This window comes from Amphibacillus sediminis NBRC 103570 (assembly GCF_001552275.1).
In the GTDB taxonomy this organism is placed as follows: Bacteria; Bacillota; Bacilli; order Bacillales; family Amphibacillaceae; genus Amphibacillus_B; species Amphibacillus_B sediminis.
In genome coordinates, this window is the sequence record NZ_BCQW01000025.1 from 15,071 (window position 1) to 40,323 (window position 25,253).

Here is a 25,253-nt window from a genome sequence, read left to right on the forward strand (position 1 = left end):
TTCCCTTATTTCTTGAAGGGGAGTCTTATAGCCAGTTACATTGCGATAAAAATTTTATAAAGTATTCATTAAAAATGCATCATCTTTCTTGCATTTTTAATGAATAAGGCTATACTATTCAAAGACTACTAAAATATATCAATTTAACATCTATCAGAAAGGGTAAGTGTGTGTTATGGGAAGAGATATGACATCAGGTAACCCACTTAAGCTAATCATACTTTTTACACTACCAATGTTACTCGGTAACGTCTTCCAGCAGTTTTATAATATGGCAGATACGTTTATCGTCAGTCAGACGTTAGGGATGGATGCTCTAGCTGCAGTTGGGTCAACAGGAAGCATCATATTTTTAATTTTAGGTCTAGCGATTGGTTTAACTGCAGGTCTCGCAGTCATTACCGCCCAGCGCTTTGGTAAGAAAGATGAAAAAAGCCTGCGCAAAAGCTTAGGAGTTAGTTTAATTATTACTATGATTGCTAGTATCATATTAACCGTATTTGCGACGTTAAACACACGGAACATTTTAGAACTAATGCAAACACCTCCAGAGATTATAGACCATGCTTATGATTATCTGGTTGTTCTTTTTAGTGGTATTAGCGCTACGGTACTATTTAACTTCTTATCCAATATATTAAGAGCGATTGGTGATAGCCGTACACCACTAATCTTCTTAATTATTACGTCATTTTTAAATATCATTTTAGATTATGTATTTATTTTAGGCTTTAACATGAATGTTGCTGGTGCAGGTTATGCAACCGTTATTGCACAATTTGTTGCCTCAATTCTTTGTATTCTTTATATTAAGAAAAAAGTCCATATCCTACGCATTAGAAAAGACGATTGGACGCTTGAATGGGCTGAGTACAAAGAACATTTACGAATTGGTTTACCTTATGGTTTTCAATATTCAATTATTGCGATCGGTTCTATTGCTATCCAAATTACGTTAAACCAATTAGGGGCTTTATCGGTTGCGGCTTATACTGCTGCCCTCAAAATCGATCAGCTTCTTACGATGCCTTTACAAACGATTGGAATCTCGATGTCAACCTATGTGGCGCAAAACTTCGGGGCAGGCAAGTTTGAGCGGATCAAACGGGGCATGCGTAGTGGTCTAGCTATTACATTAAGTTACAGCGTATTAATTGGACTCATTTTTTTATTTAGCGGTCGCTTCCTGGCCTCATTTTTTGTTGATGCGGATAATACTGCTGTCCTTGATTTGGCCGAACAATTTTTTAAGATTCAATGGCCATTTTATACCTTGCTTGCTCTTGTACTAATCCTGCGTCCATCGTTACAAGGACTTGGAAATAGCTTTGCACCAACAATAGCAGGTGTTATGGAACTAGCTGCTCGAATATTTGGTGCACTTATTCTTTCTAGTTACTTCGGCTTTTCGGGAGCTGTTGCATCAAACCCAATCGCATGGTTTAGTGCCATTGTGCCTTTGATTTTATCATTCTACTTTACACAACGGATCCTGACAAAAGAGCCAACCCGCTTAGAATTAGCCTTGTCGCTCGGATCAAAAAAAGTCATGCAAGCAGCCAAAACGCTTCAAGCAGAAAAACAGATATCTTAACTAACATACAAACAAGGTGCCTAATTAGTCGAGTGACAAATTGGGCACCTTTTATTTTTTTACTCTCACGATCTACTTAGGGGACATTCATTTATCTATGTAAGGGTTTGTTGACAATTGATTTCAACTCTTTTATTTTTTATTTTTTTGATAATCTCCTTATACCTATTCTTATTGAATCAGTTCCATCTTAGAGTTTAAGCGTAAAAAGAGTAAAGTACAAAATTATACATTTTGATGTAGGAAGGACTCACAACACACTGTTTTCCAAAATCGAGTAGAGGGAAAAGTTAAGTAACTTTTCGCCCCTCTCACACCACCATACATCAGACTGTCTAACAACTAAATATATTCATTACTAGAAAGACACTTTTCATCATTTCATTATTAAATAGATCAAACGTGTTTCAGTATTGTTAAGCTGCTAAAAGCTCAACAATTTCTGAAACCTTTTTTTCGTTAATCTTTGAAGTTATAGACAACACTAAATAGAGCTGCCTTTGCATTCACAAAATCTAACCCTCTTCCCATAAAGTAAGTATAGCCAAAGGATCGCTTAATTTTTCCGAAAGGATGTTCCACAATTTGCAACCGTTTTTTATAGTTTTCATTATTTGCTTTGGTATCTTCTTATAAAATTGTAGGAGTTGTTGGATCGGCAACATATGATAATCTTAAAATAACTAGAAAGAAAGAAACTTCTAGTTATAAAGCTTCGGCTAAACTAGATTTTACTTGGGTTGCTTATAATGGTGCAGCAAGTAGTACTTGCTGGTTAAAATTAAATGTAGGTAAAAACTCTTACGGTACTACTTACAGTTATTAAAAACATACTAAGATTAGTGGGTAATGTCATCAACGGTGGACACTACCCACTATTTTCATTTTAAAATATGTAAAGTTAAAGACAGCTTGACCGAAGTTAAAATTGCAGGTCTAGGCCACATTAATAGGCGAAGAGGGAATCCAATAGAGAAAATTATACTTTATTGTTAGAAACATGATTTGTAGATTACTATTACAAATGAAAAACAACATCACCCTAAAAAGGACAAGGTTGCAATCCATGGCCAGAAACAATACAAAGTACAATTATTCATATTCGTTCTCTATGACCTAATAACTATATTTACATTATACACAAATGCAACAGTTTTAAAAAGGATCGCATAAGTTTTATTCAATATGCACAATATAGGTAAGTAAAATAATCCTTAGTAAAAAATATTTTATGCTTGACTAATCGTAGGAATGTTATTGAGATTTAACTAGATAAACATAAGAAAAAAGCGTCGAAAGGAAATAATCCAGACAACGCTTTCCATAGAATGAGAGAGGATTTATTGACAACTAAGACACAAATTCGTCACAAGTTCTATCTATTTTGTTAGTTGATATCAGTTAATATTTTTTCGATATTTGTTACCTTTTTAGTTAATTCATCTAATTGTTTTTGCTGATTTAGAATATTTTTTCTCTCAATTTCTAATTTTTCTTCAGCTCTTTTTTCAAATTTCTTCATGGTCTTTACTACAAAAACAAAGACAAATATCCCTAGAACAATAGGTAAAATCAATTGTAACAATGTAAAAATAGATAAGTAATAAGTAGCCATAAATTTAGCAATCTCCTTTGTTTTCTGTTAATTTATGTATCATCTTTTCGGATATTTCAAATTGAAAAGAATTTAGTTTATAATATTTTAGCGCCTTACCAGTTTCTGAAATTTCCATATTACTTGTAATCAGTTTAGCCTCCTCTATTTTTTGTAAATGAAGATAAAGTAAAGGTCTACTTATTTCTAAGCTTCTTGCCAATTCGCTAACATATTGGCTTTTAACAAACAAAGATGAAATAATTTTCAATCTTACGGGGTGAGACAAAGCGTCTAATATTGTTAATAATTGTTTTTGATGCTGTATTCTTTTCATATGTAATAATTATATTACATATGAAAAGAGAAGTGAAGATTTTTTTGTGAAATTAACAAAAAATATTTGTTATGGTCTTTGAAAACCCTGGCTATGCCGGGGGTTCCATAGAGCTTCTAGCGAGGGGACACGAAAAAGCCTCTCTTCATGGTAAGATATGGTTGGTTTCCCGACCACCAAATCTCACCAAAGAAGGAGGCATGTCCCATGGAGGACAAGAATAGTTCAGCACATACACAGTGGAGATGTAAGTATCACATCGTTTTTGCGCCCAAATATAGAAGGCAAATTATTTATGGAAAATATAAAAGGAGCATCGGAGAAATAGTACGAGATCTTTGTGAGAGGAAGGGAGTTGAAATACACGAGGCAAATGCATGCAAAGATCATATTCATATGTTAGTGAGTATCCCGCCAAAACTAAGTGTATCTCAATTCATGGGATACTTAAAGGGGAAAAGCAGTTTAATGATTTTTGATCGTCACGCCAATTTAAAGTACAGATATGGTAATCGCAAATTCTGGTGTCGAGGCTACTTTGGAGATACAGTGGGAAGAAATAAAAATCAAATTCAAGAATAGATTAGAAACCAGCTTAAAGAGGACTATATGAGCAACCAGTTAACCTTATTCGAAGAATTTGATCCATTTACTGGAGAGAAAAATAAGAAGAAATAAGAGGTTCTTTAAGACCAAGGGTTTTTAATGCTGTGCAAAAACAAAAATCCGCCGAAGAACTAGGCGGATTTCAATAAAACGTGCATTTCAGAATATAGTTTTTCTAATATCAATTTGACGTCTAAGAAAATTATCTTATAGCTCAAATAAAGCTTTATGTCCTTTTGAGATATCCTCTGCATCCTCGTTAATAATTGGACCAACTTCTATTTCAAACGCTTTATCTTTCCAAATCTTTTCATATTGTTCTTGATCTAGTACGAATATTTGTAGCAACTCTCCTGAATTCCCAGCTGAAATTAGCTCACTATAACTATAGTTGAGTAGCATATTTTCTGAAAGTATATACTGAGTACCGTCATTGACCGTTAATTTTGATGACATTGATGTTAGACGGATCGCATCGGAACTCTGATTGTCGAGCTCGAACTTGGCAGTAAGCAACACTATACCATTAGTAAAGTTCTCAAAACGTGGTGCTTCAACTTCAGTAGGGGTAAATTCAGTAAATTGATAGCCTTCAAACGTTACCGTAACATCACCTAGTTGTTCACTTTCCCCAATTTCAGTTTGCTCTTTAATCATCTCTTTATTGCCCATATTATCTGCTGTCACTTTATCATTATAAAATGCCTGATTAGCTTCCACTCGCTCAGCTCCCGCGGCACTTAAGCTTAATGCAAAGTTACCCTTACTGCCAAATTCAGAGCCAAAGTCGTCTGCTTTAGCAAAAGGAGCAGGCACATCAATTGAAACAGTACCTAAATCTAAAACCGTTGCCAAAACATCCTCTCCAAATGGATATGTATAGTAACCGGACACTGTCTGTCCTGCTTCAACTAAATAATCCGTGTCTGGTGTTAATTTCCCAGGTAACTGTTCCTCTAATGGAAGTAAATTACGATAATTGTTGTAATGTTTATCCGCTCCAGTAAACGAAAGGTAAAAATCTGGCATGTAATAAATATCCTCATCTAATTCATTCGTAACTGAATAGCTCGCAATAAGCACGCCACCATCTGTCATATCATTGAAGGGAATGCTGTAATCTGTATGAAAATCATTCAGTTCAATAAGCGTGTAAGCATCTAATGATACTTTAACCCCTTCCATCTCATGGACTTGGGCATCATTATTTTCATAAATAACTTTGTAGTTCCTTGTGTTTCTTCTTCAATAAATTGTATTAAAGGTGCAAAATCACCCGATAGATCTCGATTATCATCTAGTCCGACTTCTTCTGCTTCCCCTTCATCTTCTTGTTCTTCAATATTGCTTTCGGTCTCATTTACATCATCGCCTAGATCTGCGTCTTGATCACCACCACATCCACTATAAATTATCAAACTAGTTATTAAAACAAACAGGATAAACCATAATTTTCTCAAGTTTTTCTACCCCCATTTTTTGTAATACCATAATATTCTAGCAAACTTAACTTTATAGGGATAGGGGTAAAAAGTCACCCGATCAAATAGAGATGGACCTTCTTCTCCTTTGATCGTCACAAAAAAACAGAGTATTAGCTATACTTCCCAATACTCTGTTCTACAAGAAGAAGACTCTAGTAAATATAAATGCTTGTACAATACTACCTTTATTATTACGATCAGTTATCTTCTGCAAAGGTGATTGATGTCCTAGTTATCAAGACAATCTATTTAAGCTGTTCTAATTACCCAGCAACCTGTTCAGATCAAATCCGGTTGCTACGACCATGGATCGCTCGATTCCTCACCTTTTCATCACTCAAAATCATGATCTGCTATTTTTCTCCGTTACGCAATATAATCCTTGTTGCAATAAACGAAACTGTAATAGAGACTGCGGCTGTCACAAGTGCCAAAATCATATTCCCCATTGTTCCGTCTGGATTTAAGAAGAACAATAATGTGAATAGCCCTGGAGCTCCACCCATTACATAACTCTTTAGATAGAAAATCCCTCCAACTAGACCTCCTGCAATGGCACCAATTGCTGTACCAATTAATGCTTTCGGACGACCAATTAATGCACCGTAAAAGGCTGGTTCAGTAATACCAAACAGACCTGTAAGACCAAAGGATAAATAGGCTCCACTTTTTTCTTTATCTTTTTTAACTAGCCTGCTCACGGCTAATGCAGAGGCTCCAACGCACAAGTTTGAAATGAACCCCATCCCTACTACGACAGGATCGAATCCCAATGTTGCAACAGCATTGAAACCAATTGGCATAATTGCTTTATCTAACCCAAACATAACCATATAAGGATATAATGCTGCTAAAATAGGTAATGCAATAAATCCAGCTGTATTCATCAACCAAATAACAAAATCTCCAACATACGTACTAAGAACGGTTCCGATTGGTCCAAACAAAATTAAAGTAAACGGTACCACAATTAACATCGTTATGAATGGCTTAAGCAGAAACTTAACAAAGTCAGGGATCACTTTATCGACATACTTATTCACATAATACATGAATCCAACACCCATAATAACGGGTAAAATACTTCCACCATAATCTACGGTTACAACCGGAATTCCAAAAAAGTCGAGACCTTCAATGCTACTAATAGATGGACTTACTAATATTGCCCCAAGAAAAGCCCCCATGATCGGTTCCATTTTTAGTTTTTTGGCGGCAGTAAAACCTAAATAAATCGGTAACATAGAGAACGCAGCGCTAAAAATAGCTAAAATGATTTGTGCTGTACCGCTATCTGCTGATACCCCAAAATAGTTAATCATAAAGTTATTGGCAGCTAAAATGACACCACCAGTAATTAAAGCGGGTACAATCGGCATAAAAATTTCTGCAGAAAATCCTCCGACAAGGTTCATATAATACATAAAATTCTTTTTCTGATTGGTTGTTGACTCTTTAGGTGCTGTATCATCAGACTTCAGTGCATTAAAGCCTGATATTTCAAGAAAATCATGATAGGCGTCATTTACACTTGCCCCAACAATTAGCTGGACTTGTCCATTTTTTAAAACAAACCCATGTGTTCCCTCTAAATCTGTTAAGGCTTCACGATTAACTTTACTATCATCGTTAACATCAATTCTTAATCGTGTAGCACAATGACCAACCTGTTTTATATTTTCATTTCCCCCAATATACGTTAATGCTTTTTTTGACATTTCTAAATATTTCATCCAAATTCACTCCTTTGTGTTAGAGACTGGTAGAATTAACTCATGCTATCAAATATACGGCCTACCCTCTATTTGTGTAATCGCTTTCTAAACTTTCGGTATAATCCCTCCGAACGGAGGGGGAATAACTTTAATCGAAAAGATAAAATGAAACTTCATTCAGTGGGGTTCATAGGATGTCGTTGCGACACGACGTCTCCCCGCTAATCGTTAGTTGAACCAATCGGGCCGTTACTGACTGTTGGATCTCCCACTTAGAAATGACCTGTTCCCTTATTTCTTGAAGTGGAAGGTTTACAAAAGCCCTTCGATGGGGCGAGTAATCGCAGCCCCAGCCAGTTACACTGCGATAAAGTTATTCACTTATATATAGAGAACATTCCTTACTTAAAAGATAAGGTCGATAATAGCCTACTGTACTAGTTAATGGAAGAACTTCTTCGGATAAATGAATATTCAATTCCTCAGACAGATATTTTTTTCTCTTTTCAATTCTCTTCCATAACTCAGGATACTCTTGTTTCATTTCCTGACGAAGATTTCCATCCGCTAATGCAATGGTGCTTTCAGCAGATACGCCATGGTGATTAGGTTGAGATGGAATAAAGTCAACCTGTAGAATCATCCCTGACTGAGTAGTCGCATCCGAATCTTCGTAAAAAGGAGAAGATAACCATTCTTCTTCTGCAGTCAAATGTCCTGGGCAGAGCGACCATCCGAATTTTTCCTTTGGATAATAGGCTGCAAATTTACGATAAAAATCTCCGCCATTCTCGCCAATTTTGATATTCGTTAACCAAAAGTGATAGGCATTAAAGTATGGTACAACCACTTCAGCAAAATAGTTCTTATCGACTTGCTCAAGTTCTGATAAGCTTTCCACAGCATACCCTGATCTACTTGATAATCCACCTCTATAACCAACTGTTAGTGCAACCTTATCACCCTTACTCAACGTATGATTAGCAGGATAGAGATTGCCTTTAACGAACCTTGCCCCAAAAGCACAAATTGTCACAACACTATTGTATTGGCCGTGTTTATTTAAATGTTCGGCTATTTCTATTTCACTTTTACCTAACGCCAGCCGATCCATAGCTTCAAGAACAGCATCCGAGGCTAAGGAAGCTCCGTATTCATAATGGGCAATTTCATTGGCATTGTTAGTGATTCTGGCGCCATATTTCGGACTTATCAATAAATCGGTGGCATTGATTAATTTTTCTCGTCCAACTACTGAAGTTAATGCTTTAACGATAAAGTCTGGAATATCAAATTGTTGATTCGATTCAGGTAACAGCTTCCAACCGGCTATGCCGACTAAACAATTTGTATCGATCTTCACTTCAGATAAGATGGCCTCTAATTCGTCTGAACCACCCATCGGTTGATTTGGCAACGAGAATAAAGAGCATTTCTTACTTGCAGCTTTAATACGTGAGTACTGGGCCTTATTAAAGTTTTCATTACCTAAAATGAGTGTGCTTGTGCCATCAATATTTAAGACTAATAATGCTTCCTCAAATCTTGGTATAAACCCAACTAAATATTCAAAGTTACTACCATGTTCCTTGTCAGCATAGATAATTAAGGACGTTACCCCATTCTGATCCATCAAATTTAGCAGTTTACCAAGTCTTTGTTCGATCGTTTCATCTGTAAGCGGGATTAATACACCTGCATTATCAGGAGTTGGCGCTTTTGTTTTTTTCACATCTGCTTTAATTGTCATCACCCTCTATTTGTTTTAATCTGTTTCATCTATTTCATCAAATGGCATCATTGGGCGCATGATTTGTTTGAAAACAATATTCTCAGTTTTTTGATTAGTTGGTCCTTGAGTTAAGGCCATGATTGAGTAATCACAATATTCCTTTAATTCAGGGAATATATAGCCTTGCTTGACAACCACTAAATGGTATTGACTTAAATCAATATTCGCCGCATTGAATTGATGCCTTTCTGCAAAGCTTACCGATTTATCAATAAGGACGATATCAATGGGTTTATCTTTCATTGATAGTGTAATCGTTTCTCCATAGTTATCTGTATCGCCAAAAGTCTGTTGGAGAATGCCCTTACCTTTAACTTTGACAGTCAATTTTACCTTTCTAGACATATCATCTGAATCTGTTCCTAACTCAATATCAAAGTAATCATCAAAGTCACTATTACTGATCAATTGAAATGTTTGCTCATCAGTAATGCCAGCAAACAGCAATTGCTTGTTGTTGTAATTTTCAAGCGCTAAATATTCATTTAATAAATAAGTGTTATTCCCCATTGCTCCAGAGGTGACATTATCGCCTGAATCCGTGACAACGACATGCTTATCGTCAGATTCGATCGACTGTTTAATCGCTTCTGGCACGTCTAAGGCATGACCGTGATAATCAAATTCACTGTATTTGCTGACACAAAATTGATAGAGCTCATCTAAGACCGTCTGGGCATAGTCCTTATATTTCATATCAGAAGGAACAACTACCAAACCTGATCCGGCAGCAAAATTATCATGCCTTAAATAGCCCACGTGAAAGGAAGCGCTCAAAATTCGTGCGTCTTGTTCAATCTCGTCTAACTTTTTGTTGATCGAGATCATAGGCTCATCTGTTGAAACACTTCTTTCCCCACCTAAAACGAAGGGCAGCTTGCGATATTGCGCAACCAATGATTTTTTATCATTGAGTAAGTCCACCATCATTTTGGCAACCAATCGATGGGTTTCGACTAAATCGGTATGCGGCGAATGTCGGTAACAACGGCCAATGGTCATCATCGATACATACTCTTCTGTTAAATTCCCGTGGGGGTCCATAACCACACAGATGGGTAGATATGGACCTGTTAGTTGCCTTATATCTTTTAGTAGCTGTCTTTCACCTGACCCTTCAGGTAAATCCTCCACTTTACTTGCGCCATGAAGGAATAGATAAATTCCATCTAAGTCATGCAGATTTTCTTTAACCGATCGAATCATTTTGTCATGAATATACTTGTACGCTTCTTTACTCAGAACCTTGGCAGAATGTGCATCAGCAAAGATAGCCGGAATCAGTTCAATATTATGGGCACGAAAGATATCCTCCACATGCATGGTACTTAAAAGACGATCTCCAAATTTAAGGTTAAAACTATCAAGCTCAGTTAATCCTTTGACATGTTCATTGCTTTCCAACGTATAATGACCGATCAAAACCTTCATATTATCACCTTCTACTTGTGAAATTCTGTCGCTGCTTACGAGTGACTTTGATAGTATTGGTTGATGAAGTCTTTATACCAGTAATAGCTCTTTTTAGGGATACGTTTAAAGTTGTTATCAAAATCTACTCTGACTAATCCATATCTTTTGGCATATCCATTAATCCAGCTATATAGATCCATCGTTGACCAGTGATAGTAGCCTTTGACATTAACCCCTTCGGCTTTTGCCTTTAACATATAGTCCAAAAATTCCTTAAATATCTCGATTCTCTCATCATCTTCTACATAGCCATTCGCATCAGGGGTTTCATAGATACCATGTCCGTTCTCAGTAATCATCACTAATGGATTTCCATATCGTTCTTTTATTTCAAGCAATGCCGTATACATCACTCTAGGATTAACTTCTCTTCCCCACTTATTACGTCTGACTTTTTTATCGAATGAGCTTTCAAACAATCCTTTAACACGAATACCTTCTAAGCTTGTGCTGCCAGCCCCTTTGTTATTGTGGAAAATTTCGGTTTCACCAGCCTCCCAATGCTTAACATATTGTCTGTTATATAAGTTAAGGCCTAAATAATCGCCTATTCCTTTGCTAAAGATCTCTTTGTCATTCTCACTATGATAAATCATAAAATTGAATTTTTGCTTCATTTCATCAAGTTCATCTGGTAGTTTTCCTTCAAGTGCTGGAACTAAAATCATTCGGTTGTAAAAGAAGTCAGCAACCTTAAATAGCTCTTCCTTATTTTCACTGATAGGATCAACCTCAACATTACCGTTATCGTGTACAATCCCAATAATACCGTCAATTCCCATCTCCTTAAATGAATGAATCGCTTTCGCACTAGCTAGCATTAGATTATATTGATATTGAAAATAGGATTGAATATCAATATGGCGATTGGGTGGATAGTTCCCTACCATATTTGTACAATAGCTATAGTAACGCGGTTCATTAATGGTTGACCAAATCTTGACTCTATCACCAAATTCCTTAAAACAAATTTTGGCATATTCATTAAAGTGATCTGTGATTTGATTATTCAACCAGCCGCCCTGAGCAGCAAGCGTAAGCGGTAAATCATAATGAAATAGGGTAGCATTCGGCTCGATACCTTTTTCCAAACAATAATTAATCACATCATTATAGAAATCGATACCTTGCTGATTGACCTCACCTGTTCCATTCGGCAGGATACGTGCCCACGAAATTGAAAAACGATAAGTGTTTTGTCCACCTTCTGCCATCAAATTAAGGTCCTCTTTGTATCGATGATAGAAATCACTTGCATCGTCTCCATCTTCATGGTTAATGTTTAAGACACTGTAGTGATTGAAGTAATCCCATTCACCTTCACCCTTACCGTCTATATCCCAGGCCCCTTCACATTGATAAGCGGCAGTTCCAGATCCCCAAAGGAAATCTTTTTTATTAAAAACGTCTGCATACTTTCGCATAATATAACCTCCTTGAAAATTAATCGCTTTCTTTAGACTCATTGTAACTCACAAAAAAAAAGGCAGTGATTCAATTTTTGAACCACTGCTTTACCCTTTATTCTTTTTATACTTATAAATGTAGTGCTCTGACAATAAATCAAAGAAATAGGTGATCCCATATTTGCCATACAAACCTAAATTGTCATTCCATAATATGTCGTTCTTGCTAATATAAATAATTTGATCATATGATTTAACAAACGCTTCGTTACGGTTTGCCGTAATTAATATTTTTTTTCCACTAATTCCGTGCATGATATCATTAATCGCTTTGGCAAATATACCCGATACTGATACCACAAAGACAAGACTTGATTGTCCAAAAGAATCCTTCAAATTATTATTATCGTAGTAATGATTTACAAGTCTAATTATCTTTTTCGCATAAAAAAGCTCTTGCTGAAATTTTAATAAATTACTGCTTGTATTATTAGCACTAATGATCGAGATATCTTGATAGTCGTTAATTAAGTCAACCAATTGATCAAGGACCTGATCGGTAATGAGTTGATTGATATCTTCAATCATCTTAGCTAATTCTTGATTCATTTTTTTCCGATAAGCTTTCACATGCTCAAACTCACGTAAATGTATATTAGAAGGAAAGATAATATCAGACAGGGAATTCTTTAATTCACTGAAATTCTTATAGCCGAGTCTATTACAAAATCTTCTGATCGCTGAGCGAGAGACAAACGCTTCATCCATGATCATATTATTGGAGATATGACTAACATTATCAATATTATTTAGGATGAATTCTGTAATAGCGTAATCACTATCGCGTTCCCCGTCATTAATAATCGTAGCTAACGTATTTAACAAGCCTAAATTGTTAATGTTCATCGCCGATCCCCCTTTTAATCAAAAAGATGGAATAAATTCTAAGCATCATATTATCATTTCAGTAGTTTATAAAGATCTCTATCAGTTTTTCTCAATCGTTCGTTTATATTCGCACACGTTTTCGTTAATACGTTAGCACGAGCCAGCATTCAGCGAAGTAGCATTAACATGGCTCTGAACTAGGGGATGATTATCAAGCCCGGTCTAGAAGCACTGCTGATAACTTATCCTAATGTTAATACCGCCCGTGTATAAGCGTCAAGTAAAAATAAGTTATTTTTATTGATAGAAATCGATTCAAGTGAAATAAAATAGGTTAGAGCAGCATAAAAAAAGGGTATAACGGTTATATGGGCATATTGCGCCCAAATTATTATAGCTAAACTGGAGCGGCAACAGCTATAATAGAAAGACAAACAATAAGGGGGATGTTAGCATGAATTTTTTTATGAATAATATCGGATTCATTTTATTTACTTTGCTGATTGTCGTTTTAGTGTTTTGGGCAATGTCAACATACAATCAGCTTATTAGTGCAAGGGAGTTTGTCCGAAATTCAATGGGCCAAATTGCGGCCCAGCTTGAGTCACGCTGGGATGCCTTACAAAATATGATAGAAGGCACAAAGCAATATGCCGAATATGAAGCAAAAACGCTTGAATCAATTACAGAACAGCGCACAGCACTAGGGCAGAACGCTGCAGTAGCAGAAGTGAATAAAGACGATGAGCTTTTCGGTCAAGCGATGGGAAGGTTATTGGCGATTGCAGAAAGCTATCCAGACTTAAAAGCAAGCCAGGTGTATCAGGAAACACTAAAAAATGTTGATCGCTACGAGCAACAAGTGCGCCAATCTAGAATGATTTACAACGATACGGTAACGAAATACAACAGAATTATTCAATCTGTACCTTCAAATATCATTGCTTCACTGTTTAGATTTACAACAGAAGCTTATTTTGAAAATACAACAAGTAAAACAGACATGCCAAGCTGGAGTTGATTTTATGAGCAAAATATTCCAAAAAATTTCGATAGCATTCGTGTTGCTCCTGACCGTTAGCTTGACTTTAGCCTCAACCGTCTACGCAAACTCGATGGCTTCAATCGATTACCATATTGAACTACAAGAGGATGGCTCTGGTATTATTACTGAAACCAGACAAATGTACTTAACCGAAGATACCGAAATCTATATTGTAATGGAAAACTTAGGCGGATCTGAGGTCACTGATTTTCATGTCAGTGATTTTGGTGAGCCATTAACGTATCAACCTGACTGGGATATCCATGCTAGTCGTGAGGAGAAGGCTGGGAAGTATGGGATTGTCGAGACGAGTAATGGGCTTGAACTAAGCTGGGGGATTGGTGAATACGGTGAGCATGAATACACCGTAACGTATACAATTACCGATATGGTGCGTCAGCTTGAAGACGGGCAAGGAATGAACTGGCGATTTTTCAATGGCAAAGATAACATCAATCCTGAACAGGCTACGATCACAATTACAGGTCCCCAGCCCTTTACCGCTGATAACACACTCATCTGGGGCTACGGCTTTGAGGGCAAAATTCACCTTGAGGATGGGCAGCTCGTCAGCTGGTCAAATACAGCTTTAACAGATGAGAATTACATTACAATTTTAATGCAATTCCTAGATAGCCCCTTTCAGCCGAGACTTTCGCTTGATCAAACATTAAGCGAGCAGCAGGAGATTGCAAACGAAGGCAGTAGCTACAATGATGCGTCTTCAGATTCGGATAATTTCATCGTCACGCTAATGATCATTGGCCTTGCTATTATCGCTGTCTTTGTTGGTGTGATCGCTTTGGTTTACGGGCTAGCCTACTCACGTGCAGTTAAACAGGCAAACCCTCTCATCACAGGAATGAAACGAATCAAAATGAATGAGGACAAATACTATCGGAGTGTTCCATATCAATATGGAGAGATCACCGATATTGCGTACTTACTAAAGGGACTAGGTAAAGGGGGCATAGAAGCCTATTTTAATGCCTTTATGCTAAAATGGTTGAAGGAAGAACGCCTTTCGATTACGAAGGAAGACACCGGTCACTTCCGAAAAAAAGAAGCTACCGTTATCAAGTTTGATCAGAGAGAATCGTTTTATTCAGAATTCGAAAATCGTTTCTGGCAACTTATTTCCTCAGCAGCAAATTCAGATGGCGTTCTCTATGACGACCAAATTAAAAAATGGGCGCGTAAGCATTACAAAGAAATTCAAAAAATCGAAACAGATTTACCAAAAAAATCGAAGCAACTCCTTATTAAGGAGTACTATATTGAGGAAATTGATGTCAAGTATTTGGGTCGAATGACGACTAAAGTTGTCAAAGGCACAGCTAAAGGTGAGCAACTCTATAATCATATTGTTCAATTTGAAAATTATTTAAAGGATTTTTCATTACTAAGTGAGCGTGAAGTGCAAGAGGTTGCCTTATGGGATGATCTGCTTATTTGGGCAAGCCTTTATGGTATTGCCGAGCAGGTCGCCGAGCAATTAGAAAAATTCCATCCTAAATATTTTGAGGAAACACATATTTCCTACACCGATATTTATTTAATGCATGCCTTCTCAAGAAACATGTCAAGCGGTTATAGCAGTGCTGTCAGTGCAGCCAGTGGTGGTGGTGGCTCTACCAGCTTTGGCGGAGGTGGCGGATCCTTTGGTGGCGGCGGCGGTGGTTCACGCTAGGCCAACTTATAAAAACGTAGTAAAGCAAATAGGATGCTTGCTACGTTTTTATTTAAGCTTTTGTTTCAGGATATCGATGTTAATCAGTAACTTTGCTAATTATATCTTGGGTAGCCACATCAGCTGATTAAAGGGGGAAAACCGAAATGCAGAAGCCTCACTTTATAAGTGGTGAGGTGAATGCCTACTCGGCTAAATCAAGTTAAAGCCTCCAGTGGCTGCCATAGATTTTCAGCAAAAAGTTAGCGGTGAAGCTCGATAACATCTGGAAGCAAATACGCTAAGGCGTATTTACTATTATGGTAAATGGTCGATATCAAGGTCATAAGCAAAAATTAATTGGATTTACCTACACCCTCTTAAAGTATGCCCCTAAAGTTTTTAAACCATTTGAATGTTAAAGGTTTAATTTTCATTGTCTGGTCTTGTCAGGGAAATAATCATGTATAATATGAATAAGCAAACGGAGTTTAAAAGTATCGGAGGCGATCTACAGTGAACCAGCTTTATCGATTACAAAAGCACGATCTAGCACACGCAAGTGAAGTACTTGTCAATGCCTTTATGGATGATCCCATGTTCAAAGCTTTTCAAGATCTACCCAATTATAAAGATAAATACAAGGCCTTTTATACAGTTCCGCTAACATATGCTTTCAAATATGGTGAAGTATATGCGCCTTCCGATCAATTAGAAGGCATCATGGCTTGGACAAAGGGAGATGCTGCTGAAATGACGCTATGGCGCATGATTAGAAGTGGTGCGATCTTCCCCGCCATACGAATGAGCAATCAAGCCTATCGAAAAGTAATGCCATTTGTTACCCATCTAAGTAACAAGCGCGCTCAACAGATGAAGAATCGACAATATTATTATCTGGCAGTCATTGGTGTCGCACCAGGGTACCAAGGTAAAGGCTACGGCAAAGCCTTGTTGAATGCCTTAATTAAAAAAAGTGAACAGGATAATATACCGATTTATTTAGAAACAGAGACCGAAGCTAACGCCTCACTTTATCAGCATTTCGGCTTCAACATATTAACAGAAACAAAATTAGCTAATTTGGACATGACTGTTTGGACATTCATACGAGAGCCTCAGCCAAGTGAAGCTTGATTTTTTGACAATAACTGGTGATTTTTTCTTGTCATACCTTTAGGATAGTCAATAAAGTTGAGCGACCAGTGTATTTAGAAAGGTAATGTAGGAAACGTGTTCTACGATGAAACACGTTTCCTCTTTATATTGCTCCTATTTCCCCTTCAATTCCATTAAGACATCCTGTGCTTTTACTTCTTGTTGGTTTGTTATTGAAACCTGATAGGGCTCATGGTTTGTTATGACGACTGGTGTTGTCAATGGATAGCCCTCTTCCTTAATACGATCACCATCAAACTCTAATAATAACTGACCTTGATCGACTCGATCACCCTGTACAATATGTGCTTTATAATACTTACCGTCTAACTTTACTGTGTCCATTCCAACATGAATTAATATTTCTGCACCTTGATCCGAAGTAATTCCAATGGCATGATTCGTTGGAAATAATGTGGTCACTGTCCCTGCTACGGGTGAGAACACTTTATTTTCTAGCGGTTCGATCGCAACCCCCTTGCCAATTGCACCTGATGCAAAGGCCGTATCTTCGATTGATTCTAAAGATTTAACCTGCCCGATCAAAGGACTTGTTACAACTTCATTTTGAATGGGAGCTTTATTAGACTCTAGCTGTTTTTCTTCTGCCTGATTAGTTGCAGGATCTGTGCCTTCAATTTTATTAATATTTCCAAAGAAATAGGTTAAGAAAAATGCTAGGACAAAGCCACCAGCAGCTGAGATTAACGCACCGACAACCGTTATGTCAAATCCTTCTGGAGGAATAAAACTAGGAATTTGGAAGACACCGAGTCCCCCCATGACATATCCGGTTGTCCCTACAAAACCTAAGACCGCACCACCGATTGCTGAAGTGATTAGCGTAAAAATAAATGGCCTTTTTAGTGGTAAAGCAATCCCGTACATCCCTGGTTCAGTAACACCAAAGATGGCTGAGATAAAGGCTGGTGCACTAAGTGATTTCGTCTTAGCGTTATTCGATTTAATCCAAACTGCCAAAATTGCACCCGCTAGTGCAAAGGAATGAGCAAACACTAAAGCTAAAACGGAATCCGCACCATAAACCGTAATGTTGTTCATAGCAATTGGGATGAGCCCCCAATGCAAGCCAAACATAACAAAGACTAACCAAAAACCACCAAGGAATAGCCCCGCGATAACTGGACTTAAATTGTAAGCCCAAACGGTTACTTCCCCTAACAATTGACTTGCCCAAGTCGCAATTGGCCCAATAATAATAAATGTTAATGGAACAATAATTAAAAAGGTAAACATGGGAACGAGAAACATTTTAACAACGGATGGAACCACCTTCTTAAAGAAATGCTCAACTTTTGTGGCAAAGAATGTCGAAACGATAATAGGGATAACTGACGTTGAATAGGTCATTAAGATAACTGGAATCCCTAAAAATTCAAGATAGACAGGTGATTCAAACATCGTTCCAGTAAACAGTGTATATAGAGGCTCTCCTGCCTGAGGAATCCCTTCAAGATTTGGATAAACAAGTGCCATCGCAATAACCATACCTAGAAATGGAGTACCACCAAACTTTTTCATCGCCGTGTAACCTAACAAGATTGGTAAGAAGTGAAAGAGTGCGTCACCTGTCGCATTTAATACTTGATACGTCCCACTCGCTTCCTCCAACCATCCTACTGCTATAAATAATGCATTAAAACCTTTAATCATACCTGAAGCAGCTAATACACTAAGGATAGGCGTAAAGATTCCAGAGATCATGTCAATAAATCGATCAAATACACTACCTTTTTTGCCATCTTGATCAAGATCCGCTGATTGTTGCGCTTGGAACCCCCCTTCCTCAACGACGGCTTTATAAACATCAGGCACATGGTTACCAATGACCACTTGGTATTGGCCACCACTTGTCCGAACAGTGACAACTCCATCCATTTTTTTTAACACCTCTGTATTCGCTTTACCTTCATCCTTTAATTTAAAGCGAAGCCGTGTAATACAATGAACGACACTGTTAACGTTTTCTTTTCCACCAACATTTGCAATAATGTCTTTTGCCAATTGCTCATAACTCATGATCAACACCCTCTCTATTTTGTTTATCGCAGTGTAGCCGGCTGGGGCTACGATTACTCGCCCCATCGAAGGGCTTTTATAAGCCTCCCACTTCAAGAAATAAGGGAACACATTATGTCTAAGTGGGAGATCCAATAGCCAGTAACGGCCTGATTGGTTCAATTAACGTTCAGTAGGGGAGTAGGAATATGACTAAGTTCGCGACGTCGTGTCGCAAGGTCTGCACAAGCAAATCCTATGTGTCGAAACACCCACTGAACGTAGTTTCACTTTATTGTTACCATTTTTAAAAACAAAAAACCCGAACCAATGCACGCAGACATATAAATCCTATGTCCGTTACAATTGATTCAGGTTATGCCCAAAATAGGTAACATTCCTAAATTTAAAATATAAAATTATACTGTTAAATCATTTACAATTTAAAATTAACACGAAGCTGAGCGCTTGTCAATAAGAAAGTGAAGCGTTTTCACATATTACCTTTGCTTTTTTTGACGATAGGTGACACGGTGAATGTGAACGGTTAAATAGACCTTTTCATCCTCTGATAGCGTCCAGTTAAAATTATTTTCCAAGTAAATATTTACTCTTTCGGTACAAGCGTATGCTTCTTGATATTTTTTCTTCACTTGTTCGTGCAGGAACTCATCTACGGTATCCTCTGATTTTTCCTTTCGGATAAAGCGAATTGAGAAGTAACGAAGGTGGGTGATAAAGCGCTCATAGTTAATCGAGCTTTCATCTAACTGCACTTGATAATAATATTTTACTATATTCAAAATACTATTAACCATATCTGTGACTTGAGCGGCAATCTCCATATTTTCACCAGATATTTGACTATTAACTAAATGTAATGCGATCGATCCTGCTTCATCCTCACCTAACTGAATACCGGTATGTCTTTCAATAATCCCTAAAGCATGCAGACCCATTTGAAATTCTTTTTTGTAATATTTCCTAATTTCATACAGCAAATTATTTTTCAAATGAATGCTTTGCTCATAACGAGCAATCGCAAAGCTAATGTGATCCGTTAACGCCACATATAAATATTCATCTAATTTATAAGGTAGTTTCGACTGCGCATATGCTAAAATTTCTGATGCTATATCTAAGTATTTTTCAGAGGTATCTTTCAACAATTGATCAAGCTTATCTGACGTCCCCGTATTTTGTAAAACAAATGTTTTTTCAATACTGCCTTCGTCAATCTGATCACCAGGCTTCTTATGAAATGCCATTCCCTTACCCATGACCACCATTTCTTGATCATTCTCATTTTCCGTGATAACGACGTTATTGTTTAAGATTTTTTTAATCTCCATCCTACTCACCCCCGTTCACTTATGTCGGCAAACTATAAAAGATTAGCTTATGGATAATGGTATATACATTTACGTAAACGTTTACTTAATCAATTTCTATCATAGCAACTATTAACTGTCAAGCGACTACCATTTTGGTTTAAAAGGTCCTTCTACCCCTGAGCTTAGTAACGGGTTAGAAGTTCTGTTGCATGAATTGATTTATAAACAGAGCGTCATAAAATGAGATAGTCTCAGCATTTTTATTTATATGTTATTATTTGTATAGATACTTTGCTAATGGTTCTTTGATTTTTTAACAGACCTCATAACTTAGCTATCCTAAAAATAAAGCTTAGTTGAATACACTCAGAGGATTAAATGAAAGAGGAGGAATTTTCAAATGGAATTAACTCACACTCGGTTACTCGTAGACAACTATAAGGAATGTTTTTTGTTTTATAGAGACGTCTTAGGCTTTGATGTTACTTGGGGAGATGAAAATTCTAATTACGCTGATTTCAAATTTAATGGTGCTACTTTAGGTATTTTTGAACGTAAACAGATGGTTGAAGCTATTGGAGAAAAGTATTCAAATGCTATTGAAAAGGTCGATCGAACAGCATTAATCTTTAAAGTGAACAGCGTGGAAGAGAGCTATCAAGCATTTAAAAATAAAGTCGAGTTTATTACTGAGCCAACTGAACAAAACGATTGGGGCATTAAAGTTGCTCATTTCAGAGATCCTGCCGGCACACTTATTGAAATTTACGAAAATATCTAAGAACGCCAAATAGAGTAGGTAAAGAGTTTTGTTTAAATGGTTATCAGATTGATTCAGCTGATGATCATTCACACAAAACTCTTTTTCAGACTATATGACTAAAGAAAATTAACAGGACCGAAGCCTCTGCCATCGGGATGGAGATACCCTTTATCATAAGCTTAGCGCCTATGATAAAGATAGTATATCCCTACTTCTTTATGAAGCCTTTAGGTGTTATTGAATTCATTGCTATTTACACAAATCTATACTCTCGATCCCCCTAAAACCGGACGATTATTTATGACTCTAATGCTTCAACTATTTTCTCTGCCGTACTTCTACTAGACTGAGGGTTTTGCCCGGTTACTAATTTGCCATCTCTGACTGAATGATCTGTCCATTTTTCAGAAGCAACAAAATTCGCACCTTTTTCACGTAACGTGGATTCCAATAAGAAAGGCATATGCATGTCCAGTTCCATCTCTCTTTCTTCTTCATCAGTAAAAGCCGTTACATTTTTCCCTTGTATAATTGGTGTACCGTCTTGATAGACTGCATTGACTAATCCTGCCGGCCCGTGACAAACCGCTGCAATAATTTTATCCTCTTCAGCAAATTGTTGTAACACATATTGGAGTGTTTCGCTATCTGGAAAATCAAACATCGTACCATGTCCGCCAGGGAGAAAAATAGCATCAAAGCCTTTTGCATGTTCCTTAGTTAGTTTTACTGTATCCTTCAATTCTGCTTCCGCTTCTTTCCATTCTGGCTTATCATCAATACTACTAGGATCTAATGCTACTTCTCCCCCGCTTATGCTTGTTACTTGCACCTCGTACCCCTTTTCTTTAAAAACGAGATAAGGAACAGCAAATTCTTCTAGCCATAGTCCCGTTTTATGGTCATTTGTAATTGTTGTATGATTGGTTACGACCATTAACACTTTTTTTGACATGATTAAACCTCCTTAGTCATCATTTTAGGTTTAATTTGTACGCTTTAGCCTAGATTATCCATCAAACAAGTTGATGACCGCAAATTTACACGAAGTATAATTTAGAAACAACGGATACCTGGTTTAGTTACTTAGACAGCTTTTTTAACTAAACTGAAATATTCACCTTAGTTTTCGTTCTTCAATGCTAAAATATTTTTAGTTTTATAAAGGCATGTTGATTTATAATTAGATTGTCCAACTATAAAAAAACACTTACTTATCATTAAAACTTTAAAAAAATTAAAAAAAATCATATATTTTTCACTCTACTTGATGTAAAATGATCCCATGAAATAGTTTTAAGGAGTGATAGAGATGAAGGAATTCAAATTTGACCCTGAAGCTAGTGAAGCGATTGTAAATGCAATTGTCGAGGGATACCGAGAGTATATCGAGCATCGTAAAGATCGTTATGAAAAAATGGCTATTAGCTCTGCTTTCGCATGGACCAAGGGTAACTTTATAGAAAGTAAAATTGCAGAAATTAGTCCTACTCTTAATTTATCTTACAAATTTGCCAAGGCAGGACTAACTTGGGATTACTTACAATTCATTCACGGTGATACTAAGAAGCTTTTCCTTATTAAGAATGCAGCATATTTTAACGAAAATAGCTTCTCGCAGGCAGTGCTACCTAATCAACATAATAGTAAAGGCCATCGTCGAACATATCTCCATGAACTCTCCAAAATAAACCAAGGCCTTGAATTTACATTTAATAATCAATACCAACTCTCAAGTGAACAAGGTGAGCAGCTATCTCTATTTATTCCGGAAGAACAAATTAAAGATGAACTTGAACATTTTCAAAATACTTATAGTGAATTCCATATCCTCACCTATAAAATTGATGATGCTTATCAAATTGCTCAAGTCATGCATTATTTACCTAACCCAGAGAACAATATTGCATATCGAATTGAGGATCTCTCAAAATATATTTCTGGTTCAGAATTAACAGATCAAGAACGTGAAATTATTGCACCAGAACAAGACAGTGATATAATTGATCCTGCAGCTTATGATATCGGCATCTTTGAGGCTACGGACAAAAATGAAATTAAGTAATGAGAATTTTATTTAGATAAGGGGGAGCGTTATGTTTATTGGTGAAAATTTAACTAATCTTCGTATCATGCATAGCTATTCACGCAAACAGCTCTCTGAAAAATTAAATGTAACAGAACAAGCGATCTGGCAATATGAAAATAATTATACATCTCCCAAAATGCAAATTGTTAATGATTTAAAATCCATTTTTAATGTAAAAAGTAAATTCTTTTACAAAAAGGATGTTTTAGAGCGCTATTCTGAACCAGAGAATATTCCTGTTATGAATATTGCATATCGCTCTAAGGTTATGAATGTGATCTCAAAAACACAAGCAGAAGCTAAGCATGTTGAATATCTAGATAGTTTTGTAAATTATCTAACAGCTAATTTAACGTTTCCAACACTAAACATTATCCAATTACGAGACGAAGTCATTAACTATTTAAATACCTCAACCGATGATCGAAAAACACAGATCAACAACGTTGCTAAACTTGCACGACAAAAATTAGGTTTTCGACATGACACAAATGATCATTTAATGTTTTTAATAGAAAAAAGTGGTGTATTTATTTTTGAAAAACCAATTGGCGAAGAAATTGACGCGTATAGTTTATGGACTAAACAGGATCGCCCTTTCATTATATTAGGTAATTTAAAACGTTCAGCTGTACGCCGAAACTTTGATATCGCACATGAGCTTGGGCATTTGTTATTACACTATAAAGTTGAATTCACAAATCTAGATCGCAAAGAGCACAAAGCCATTGAAAATGAAGCTAATCTATTTGCTGGATCCTTTTTATTACCAGAAGAATCTTTTTTAGAAGATTTGAAAATGATTGCTCATGTCACAAATCCTGATGCATATGTAGATTTAAAAAAGAAATGGAAAACGTCTCTACAAGTTTTAGGTTATAGGGCAGCTAATTTAGAGATCTTAGATTCAAAAAAACACCGTAACTTCTATGCAGCTCTTCATCGAAAAGGTTACCTAAAAAGAGAACCACTCGATGAATTGATAACAATACAAAAGCCACAAAAAGTTAAATCAATCATTGATTTAGTTGCTAAAAAAGGAATTATTGATATCCGAGAGATGATTGACAAAGATTGGATGGTAGAGATCCCATTTTTTCACCAAATAACCGGTATTGACTTAGAGTTTTTTAAAAACTATATCGATCATGACCATGACTTTGAGTTAGTAAATGTTCATGAGATGGCTTCAGCTACTTCTAACAATGAGATCTTGAAGTGAAACTTCGTTCAGTAGGGGTTTCAACATAGGATGTGCTCGTGTAGACGTTGCGACACGACGTCGCGAAATTAGTCAGCTTCCTCCCCCACTGAACGTTAGTTGAACCAATTCGGCTGTTACTGGCTGTTGGATCTCCCACTAAGATATGATGGGTCCACTTATTTCTTGAAAGGGGGAGTCTTACAAAAGCCCTTCGATGGGGCGAGTAACGCAGCCCCATCCAGTTACACTGCGATAAAATAATGCTATTAATTGAGATGATCTAATTAAACAGAAATTCAGGTAGTTTTAAGGTATGAGTTCGGTTTTAGTCCGGGGACTCATACCTTTTCTGTTTTATCATGTTTTTTATAGCTTAGTAGCAAAAAACGAAGGTAATACTTTGGACACAGGCAAACAACCAAAAATGAGATGCAGAAAATAAATAAAATCAATCATTTTATTAAATAAATTGATTTTTTAATTAAATATTTAAATTTTTTAATTGATTTTTTTAATTGACATTGTATAATTGATTTAAAAGGCGGTGGAAAATGGTGGGGAGAACAGTGATAACGGCCTGTCCAGTTTGCGGAGAGGGATTAAATGTAACAAAACTAACGTGTGGACATTGCCATACAACGATTGAAAACACGTTTGAATTTCCAAAGTTACTATCATTAAAGAAAGAGCAGCTACAATTTATTGAGACGTTTATTTTATGCCGTGGAAGTATTAAAGAAGTTGAAAAAGCCCTCAATATTTCTTATCCGACCGTGCGAAATAAGCTTGAAGAAATTATTTCCAAATTAGGCGATCCATATCAGGCCAAGCAGTCAAAGGAAGACGAGAAGAAGGATATTATTGACAGGTTAAGCAGTGGTGAACTAAGTGCAGAGGAAACGATTAAGCTATTAAAGAAAAAATAAAAAAACCTTCACTGAAAAAATGAAGGTTAGAAAAATATTGATACGTTTATTTTAACAAAAAGTAAAATGATTTGTCGAGTGATAAAACATTTGAACCTAAAGGCAAGACTATTTTTTAGATGATAAATTGATTGAACAGCATACCAAAATATAAAGG

The 25,253-nt window shown here is 36.5% G+C and carries 18 protein-coding genes and 3 pseudogenes; 9 read left to right on the forward strand and 12 right to left on the reverse strand.

All coding sequences use genetic code 11. The annotated features are described in order from the left end of the window. Nucleotides 1–175: 175 nt before the first annotated feature. The gene (locus ASE01S_RS12750; RefSeq protein ID WP_067843048.1) at nt 176–1,594 is read left to right on the forward strand and encodes an MATE family efflux transporter; all 1,419 of its coding nucleotides are present in this window, start codon (nt 176–178) and stop codon (nt 1,592–1,594) included. A gap of 459 nt (nt 1,595–2,053) precedes the next feature. Here ASE01S_RS12750 and ASE01S_RS16540 read toward each other — a convergent pair. The 3 genes and pseudogenes from ASE01S_RS16540 to ASE01S_RS12760 form a co-directional block, all read right to left on the reverse strand. Next, nucleotides 2,054–2,206, reverse strand: a pseudogene (locus tag ASE01S_RS16540) (transposase); the annotation flags it as partial. Between the two features lie 775 nt (nt 2,207–2,981). Next, nucleotides 2,982–3,209, reverse strand: a complete 228-nt coding sequence (locus ASE01S_RS12755; RefSeq protein WP_067843051.1) for a hypothetical protein — start codon at nt 3,207–3,209, stop codon at nt 2,982–2,984. 4 nt (nt 3,210–3,213) lie between these two features. Beyond that, nucleotides 3,214–3,525 (reverse strand): ArsR/SmtB family transcription factor, encoded by a 312-nt coding sequence (locus ASE01S_RS12760; protein WP_067843054.1) that lies wholly within the window; start codon nt 3,523–3,525, stop codon nt 3,214–3,216. A gap of 207 nt (nt 3,526–3,732) precedes the next feature. Between ASE01S_RS12760 and tnpA the strand changes: the two are divergent. Further along, nucleotides 3,733–4,203: pseudogene (tnpA, locus tag ASE01S_RS12765) on the forward strand (IS200/IS605 family transposase). A 135-nt stretch (nt 4,204–4,338) separates the two neighbouring features. On the opposite strand, the pseudogene ASE01S_RS12770 reads toward tnpA, so the two are convergent. The 6 genes and pseudogenes from ASE01S_RS12770 to ASE01S_RS12800 all read right to left on the reverse strand — a co-directional run bounded on the left by ASE01S_RS12770 (nt 4,339) and on the right by ASE01S_RS12800 (nt 12,907). Continuing rightward, nucleotides 4,339–5,591 (reverse strand): annotated as a pseudogene (locus ASE01S_RS12770) (DUF5068 domain-containing protein). 377 nt (nt 5,592–5,968) lie between these two features. After that, on the reverse strand, nt 5,969–7,348 hold the full coding sequence (locus tag ASE01S_RS12780) for a PTS transporter subunit EIIC (RefSeq protein ID WP_067843064.1): 1,380 nt from the start codon (nt 7,346–7,348) through the stop codon (nt 5,969–5,971). A 355-nt stretch (nt 7,349–7,703) separates the two neighbouring features. Next, on the reverse strand, nt 7,704–9,080 hold the full coding sequence (locus ASE01S_RS12785; RefSeq protein WP_067843068.1) for a M24 family metallopeptidase: 1,377 nt from the start codon (nt 9,078–9,080) through the stop codon (nt 7,704–7,706). Between the two features lie 15 nt (nt 9,081–9,095). Beyond that, entirely contained in the window at nt 9,096–10,553 is a 1,458-nt protein-coding gene (locus ASE01S_RS12790) for a M81 family metallopeptidase (protein WP_067843070.1), read from the reverse strand. Between the two features lie 35 nt (nt 10,554–10,588). Next, nucleotides 10,589–12,019, reverse strand: a complete 1,431-nt coding sequence (locus ASE01S_RS12795) for a glycoside hydrolase family 1 protein (protein ID WP_067843073.1) — start codon at nt 12,017–12,019, stop codon at nt 10,589–10,591. A 90-nt stretch (nt 12,020–12,109) separates the two neighbouring features. Continuing rightward, entirely contained in the window at nt 12,110–12,907 is a 798-nt protein-coding gene (locus ASE01S_RS12800) for a MurR/RpiR family transcriptional regulator (RefSeq protein ID WP_067843075.1), read from the reverse strand. A gap of 436 nt (nt 12,908–13,343) precedes the next feature. On the opposite strand from ASE01S_RS12800, the gene ASE01S_RS12805 reads away from it, so the two are divergent. The 3 genes from ASE01S_RS12805 (at nt 13,344) to ASE01S_RS12815 (ending at nt 16,740) form a co-directional block, all read left to right on the forward strand. Next, nucleotides 13,344–13,910 carry a LemA family protein gene (locus ASE01S_RS12805; RefSeq protein WP_067843078.1) on the forward strand — a complete coding sequence of 189 codons (567 nt, stop codon included), beginning with the start codon at nt 13,344–13,346 and terminating at the stop codon, nt 13,908–13,910. Between the two features lie 4 nt (nt 13,911–13,914). Beyond that, nucleotides 13,915–15,624 (forward strand): DUF2207 family protein, encoded by a 1,710-nt coding sequence (locus tag ASE01S_RS12810; protein ID WP_067843080.1) that lies wholly within the window; start codon nt 13,915–13,917, stop codon nt 15,622–15,624. Between the two features lie 495 nt (nt 15,625–16,119). Further along, nucleotides 16,120–16,740 carry a GNAT family N-acetyltransferase gene (locus tag ASE01S_RS12815; RefSeq protein ID WP_067843083.1) on the forward strand — a complete coding sequence of 207 codons (621 nt, stop codon included), beginning with the start codon at nt 16,120–16,122 and terminating at the stop codon, nt 16,738–16,740. 135 nt (nt 16,741–16,875) lie between these two features. Here ASE01S_RS12815 and ASE01S_RS12820 read toward each other — a convergent pair whose 3' ends face one another. Then, nucleotides 16,876–18,801 (reverse strand): beta-glucoside-specific PTS transporter subunit IIABC, encoded by a 1,926-nt coding sequence (locus ASE01S_RS12820; RefSeq protein ID WP_067843086.1) that lies wholly within the window; start codon nt 18,799–18,801, stop codon nt 16,876–16,878. A 479-nt stretch (nt 18,802–19,280) separates the two neighbouring features. After that, on the reverse strand, nt 19,281–20,132 hold the full coding sequence (licT, locus tag ASE01S_RS12825; protein WP_067843089.1) for a BglG family transcription antiterminator LicT: 852 nt from the start codon (nt 20,130–20,132) through the stop codon (nt 19,281–19,283). A 382-nt stretch (nt 20,133–20,514) separates the two neighbouring features. On the opposite strand from licT, the gene ASE01S_RS12830 reads away from it, so the two are divergent. Further along, nucleotides 20,515–20,895: a glyoxalase/bleomycin resistance/extradiol dioxygenase family protein gene (locus ASE01S_RS12830; RefSeq protein ID WP_067843092.1), complete on the forward strand. Its 381-nt coding sequence runs from the start codon at nt 20,515–20,517 to the stop codon at nt 20,893–20,895. A 280-nt stretch (nt 20,896–21,175) separates the two neighbouring features. Here the strand turns inward: ASE01S_RS12830 and ASE01S_RS12835 are convergent, their stop codons facing one another. Next, nucleotides 21,176–21,832, reverse strand: coding sequence for a type 1 glutamine amidotransferase domain-containing protein (locus ASE01S_RS12835; protein WP_067843094.1), 657 nt, complete (start codon nt 21,830–21,832; stop codon nt 21,176–21,178). A 357-nt stretch (nt 21,833–22,189) separates the two neighbouring features. Here ASE01S_RS12835 and ASE01S_RS12840 point away from each other — a divergent pair, with 357 nt between their 5' ends. The 3 genes from ASE01S_RS12840 to ASE01S_RS12850 all read left to right on the forward strand — a co-directional run bounded on the left by ASE01S_RS12840 (nt 22,190) and on the right by ASE01S_RS12850 (nt 25,096). Beyond that, nucleotides 22,190–22,942, forward strand: coding sequence for a spr1630 family ClpXP-sensitive toxin (locus ASE01S_RS12840; RefSeq protein WP_067843097.1), 753 nt, complete (start codon nt 22,190–22,192; stop codon nt 22,940–22,942). Between the two features lie 31 nt (nt 22,943–22,973). After that, nucleotides 22,974–24,188: a spr1629 family repressor/antitoxin gene (locus tag ASE01S_RS12845; RefSeq protein ID WP_067843100.1), complete on the forward strand. Its 1,215-nt coding sequence runs from the start codon at nt 22,974–22,976 to the stop codon at nt 24,186–24,188. Between the two features lie 533 nt (nt 24,189–24,721). After that, nucleotides 24,722–25,096, forward strand: a complete 375-nt coding sequence (locus ASE01S_RS12850) for a DUF2089 domain-containing protein (RefSeq protein ID WP_067843103.1) — start codon at nt 24,722–24,724, stop codon at nt 25,094–25,096. Nucleotides 25,097–25,253 lie beyond the last annotated feature (157 nt).

Coding starts and splice junctions, on each gene's coding strand:
- ASE01S_RS12850 (WP_067843103.1), top strand. CDS start 24,722: ATGGTGGGGAGAACAGTGATAACGGCCTGTCCAGTTTGCGGAGAGGGA.
- ASE01S_RS12800 (WP_067843075.1), bottom strand. CDS start 12,907: ATGAACATTAACAATTTAGGCTTGTTAAATACGTTAGCTACGATTATT.
- ASE01S_RS12805 (WP_067843078.1), top strand. CDS start 13,344: ATGAATTTTTTTATGAATAATATCGGATTCATTTTATTTACTTTGCTG.
- ASE01S_RS12820 (WP_067843086.1), bottom strand. CDS start 18,801: ATGAGTTATGAGCAATTGGCAAAAGACATTATTGCAAATGTTGGTGGA.
- ASE01S_RS12840 (WP_067843097.1), top strand. CDS start 22,190: ATGAAGGAATTCAAATTTGACCCTGAAGCTAGTGAAGCGATTGTAAAT.
- ASE01S_RS12835 (WP_067843094.1), bottom strand. CDS start 21,832: ATGTCAAAAAAAGTGTTAATGGTCGTAACCAATCATACAACAATTACA.
- ASE01S_RS12755 (WP_067843051.1), bottom strand. CDS start 3,209: ATGGCTACTTATTACTTATCTATTTTTACATTGTTACAATTGATTTTA.
- ASE01S_RS12795 (WP_067843073.1), bottom strand. CDS start 12,019: ATGCGAAAGTATGCAGACGTTTTTAATAAAAAAGATTTCCTTTGGGGA.
- ASE01S_RS12790 (WP_067843070.1), bottom strand. CDS start 10,553: ATGAAGGTTTTGATCGGTCATTATACGTTGGAAAGCAATGAACATGTC.
- ASE01S_RS12830 (WP_067843092.1), top strand. CDS start 20,515: ATGGAATTAACTCACACTCGGTTACTCGTAGACAACTATAAGGAATGT.
- ASE01S_RS12760 (WP_067843054.1), bottom strand. CDS start 3,525: ATGAAAAGAATACAGCATCAAAAACAATTATTAACAATATTAGACGCT.
- ASE01S_RS12785 (WP_067843068.1), bottom strand. CDS start 9,080: ATGACAATTAAAGCAGATGTGAAAAAAACAAAAGCGCCAACTCCTGAT.
- ASE01S_RS12845 (WP_067843100.1), top strand. CDS start 22,974: ATGTTTATTGGTGAAAATTTAACTAATCTTCGTATCATGCATAGCTAT.
- ASE01S_RS12750 (WP_067843048.1), top strand. CDS start 176: ATGGGAAGAGATATGACATCAGGTAACCCACTTAAGCTAATCATACTT.
- ASE01S_RS12780 (WP_067843064.1), bottom strand. CDS start 7,348: ATGAAATATTTAGAAATGTCAAAAAAAGCATTAACGTATATTGGGGGA.
- licT (WP_067843089.1), bottom strand. CDS start 20,132: ATGGAGATTAAAAAAATCTTAAACAATAACGTCGTTATCACGGAAAAT.
- ASE01S_RS12810 (WP_067843080.1), top strand. CDS start 13,915: ATGAGCAAAATATTCCAAAAAATTTCGATAGCATTCGTGTTGCTCCTG.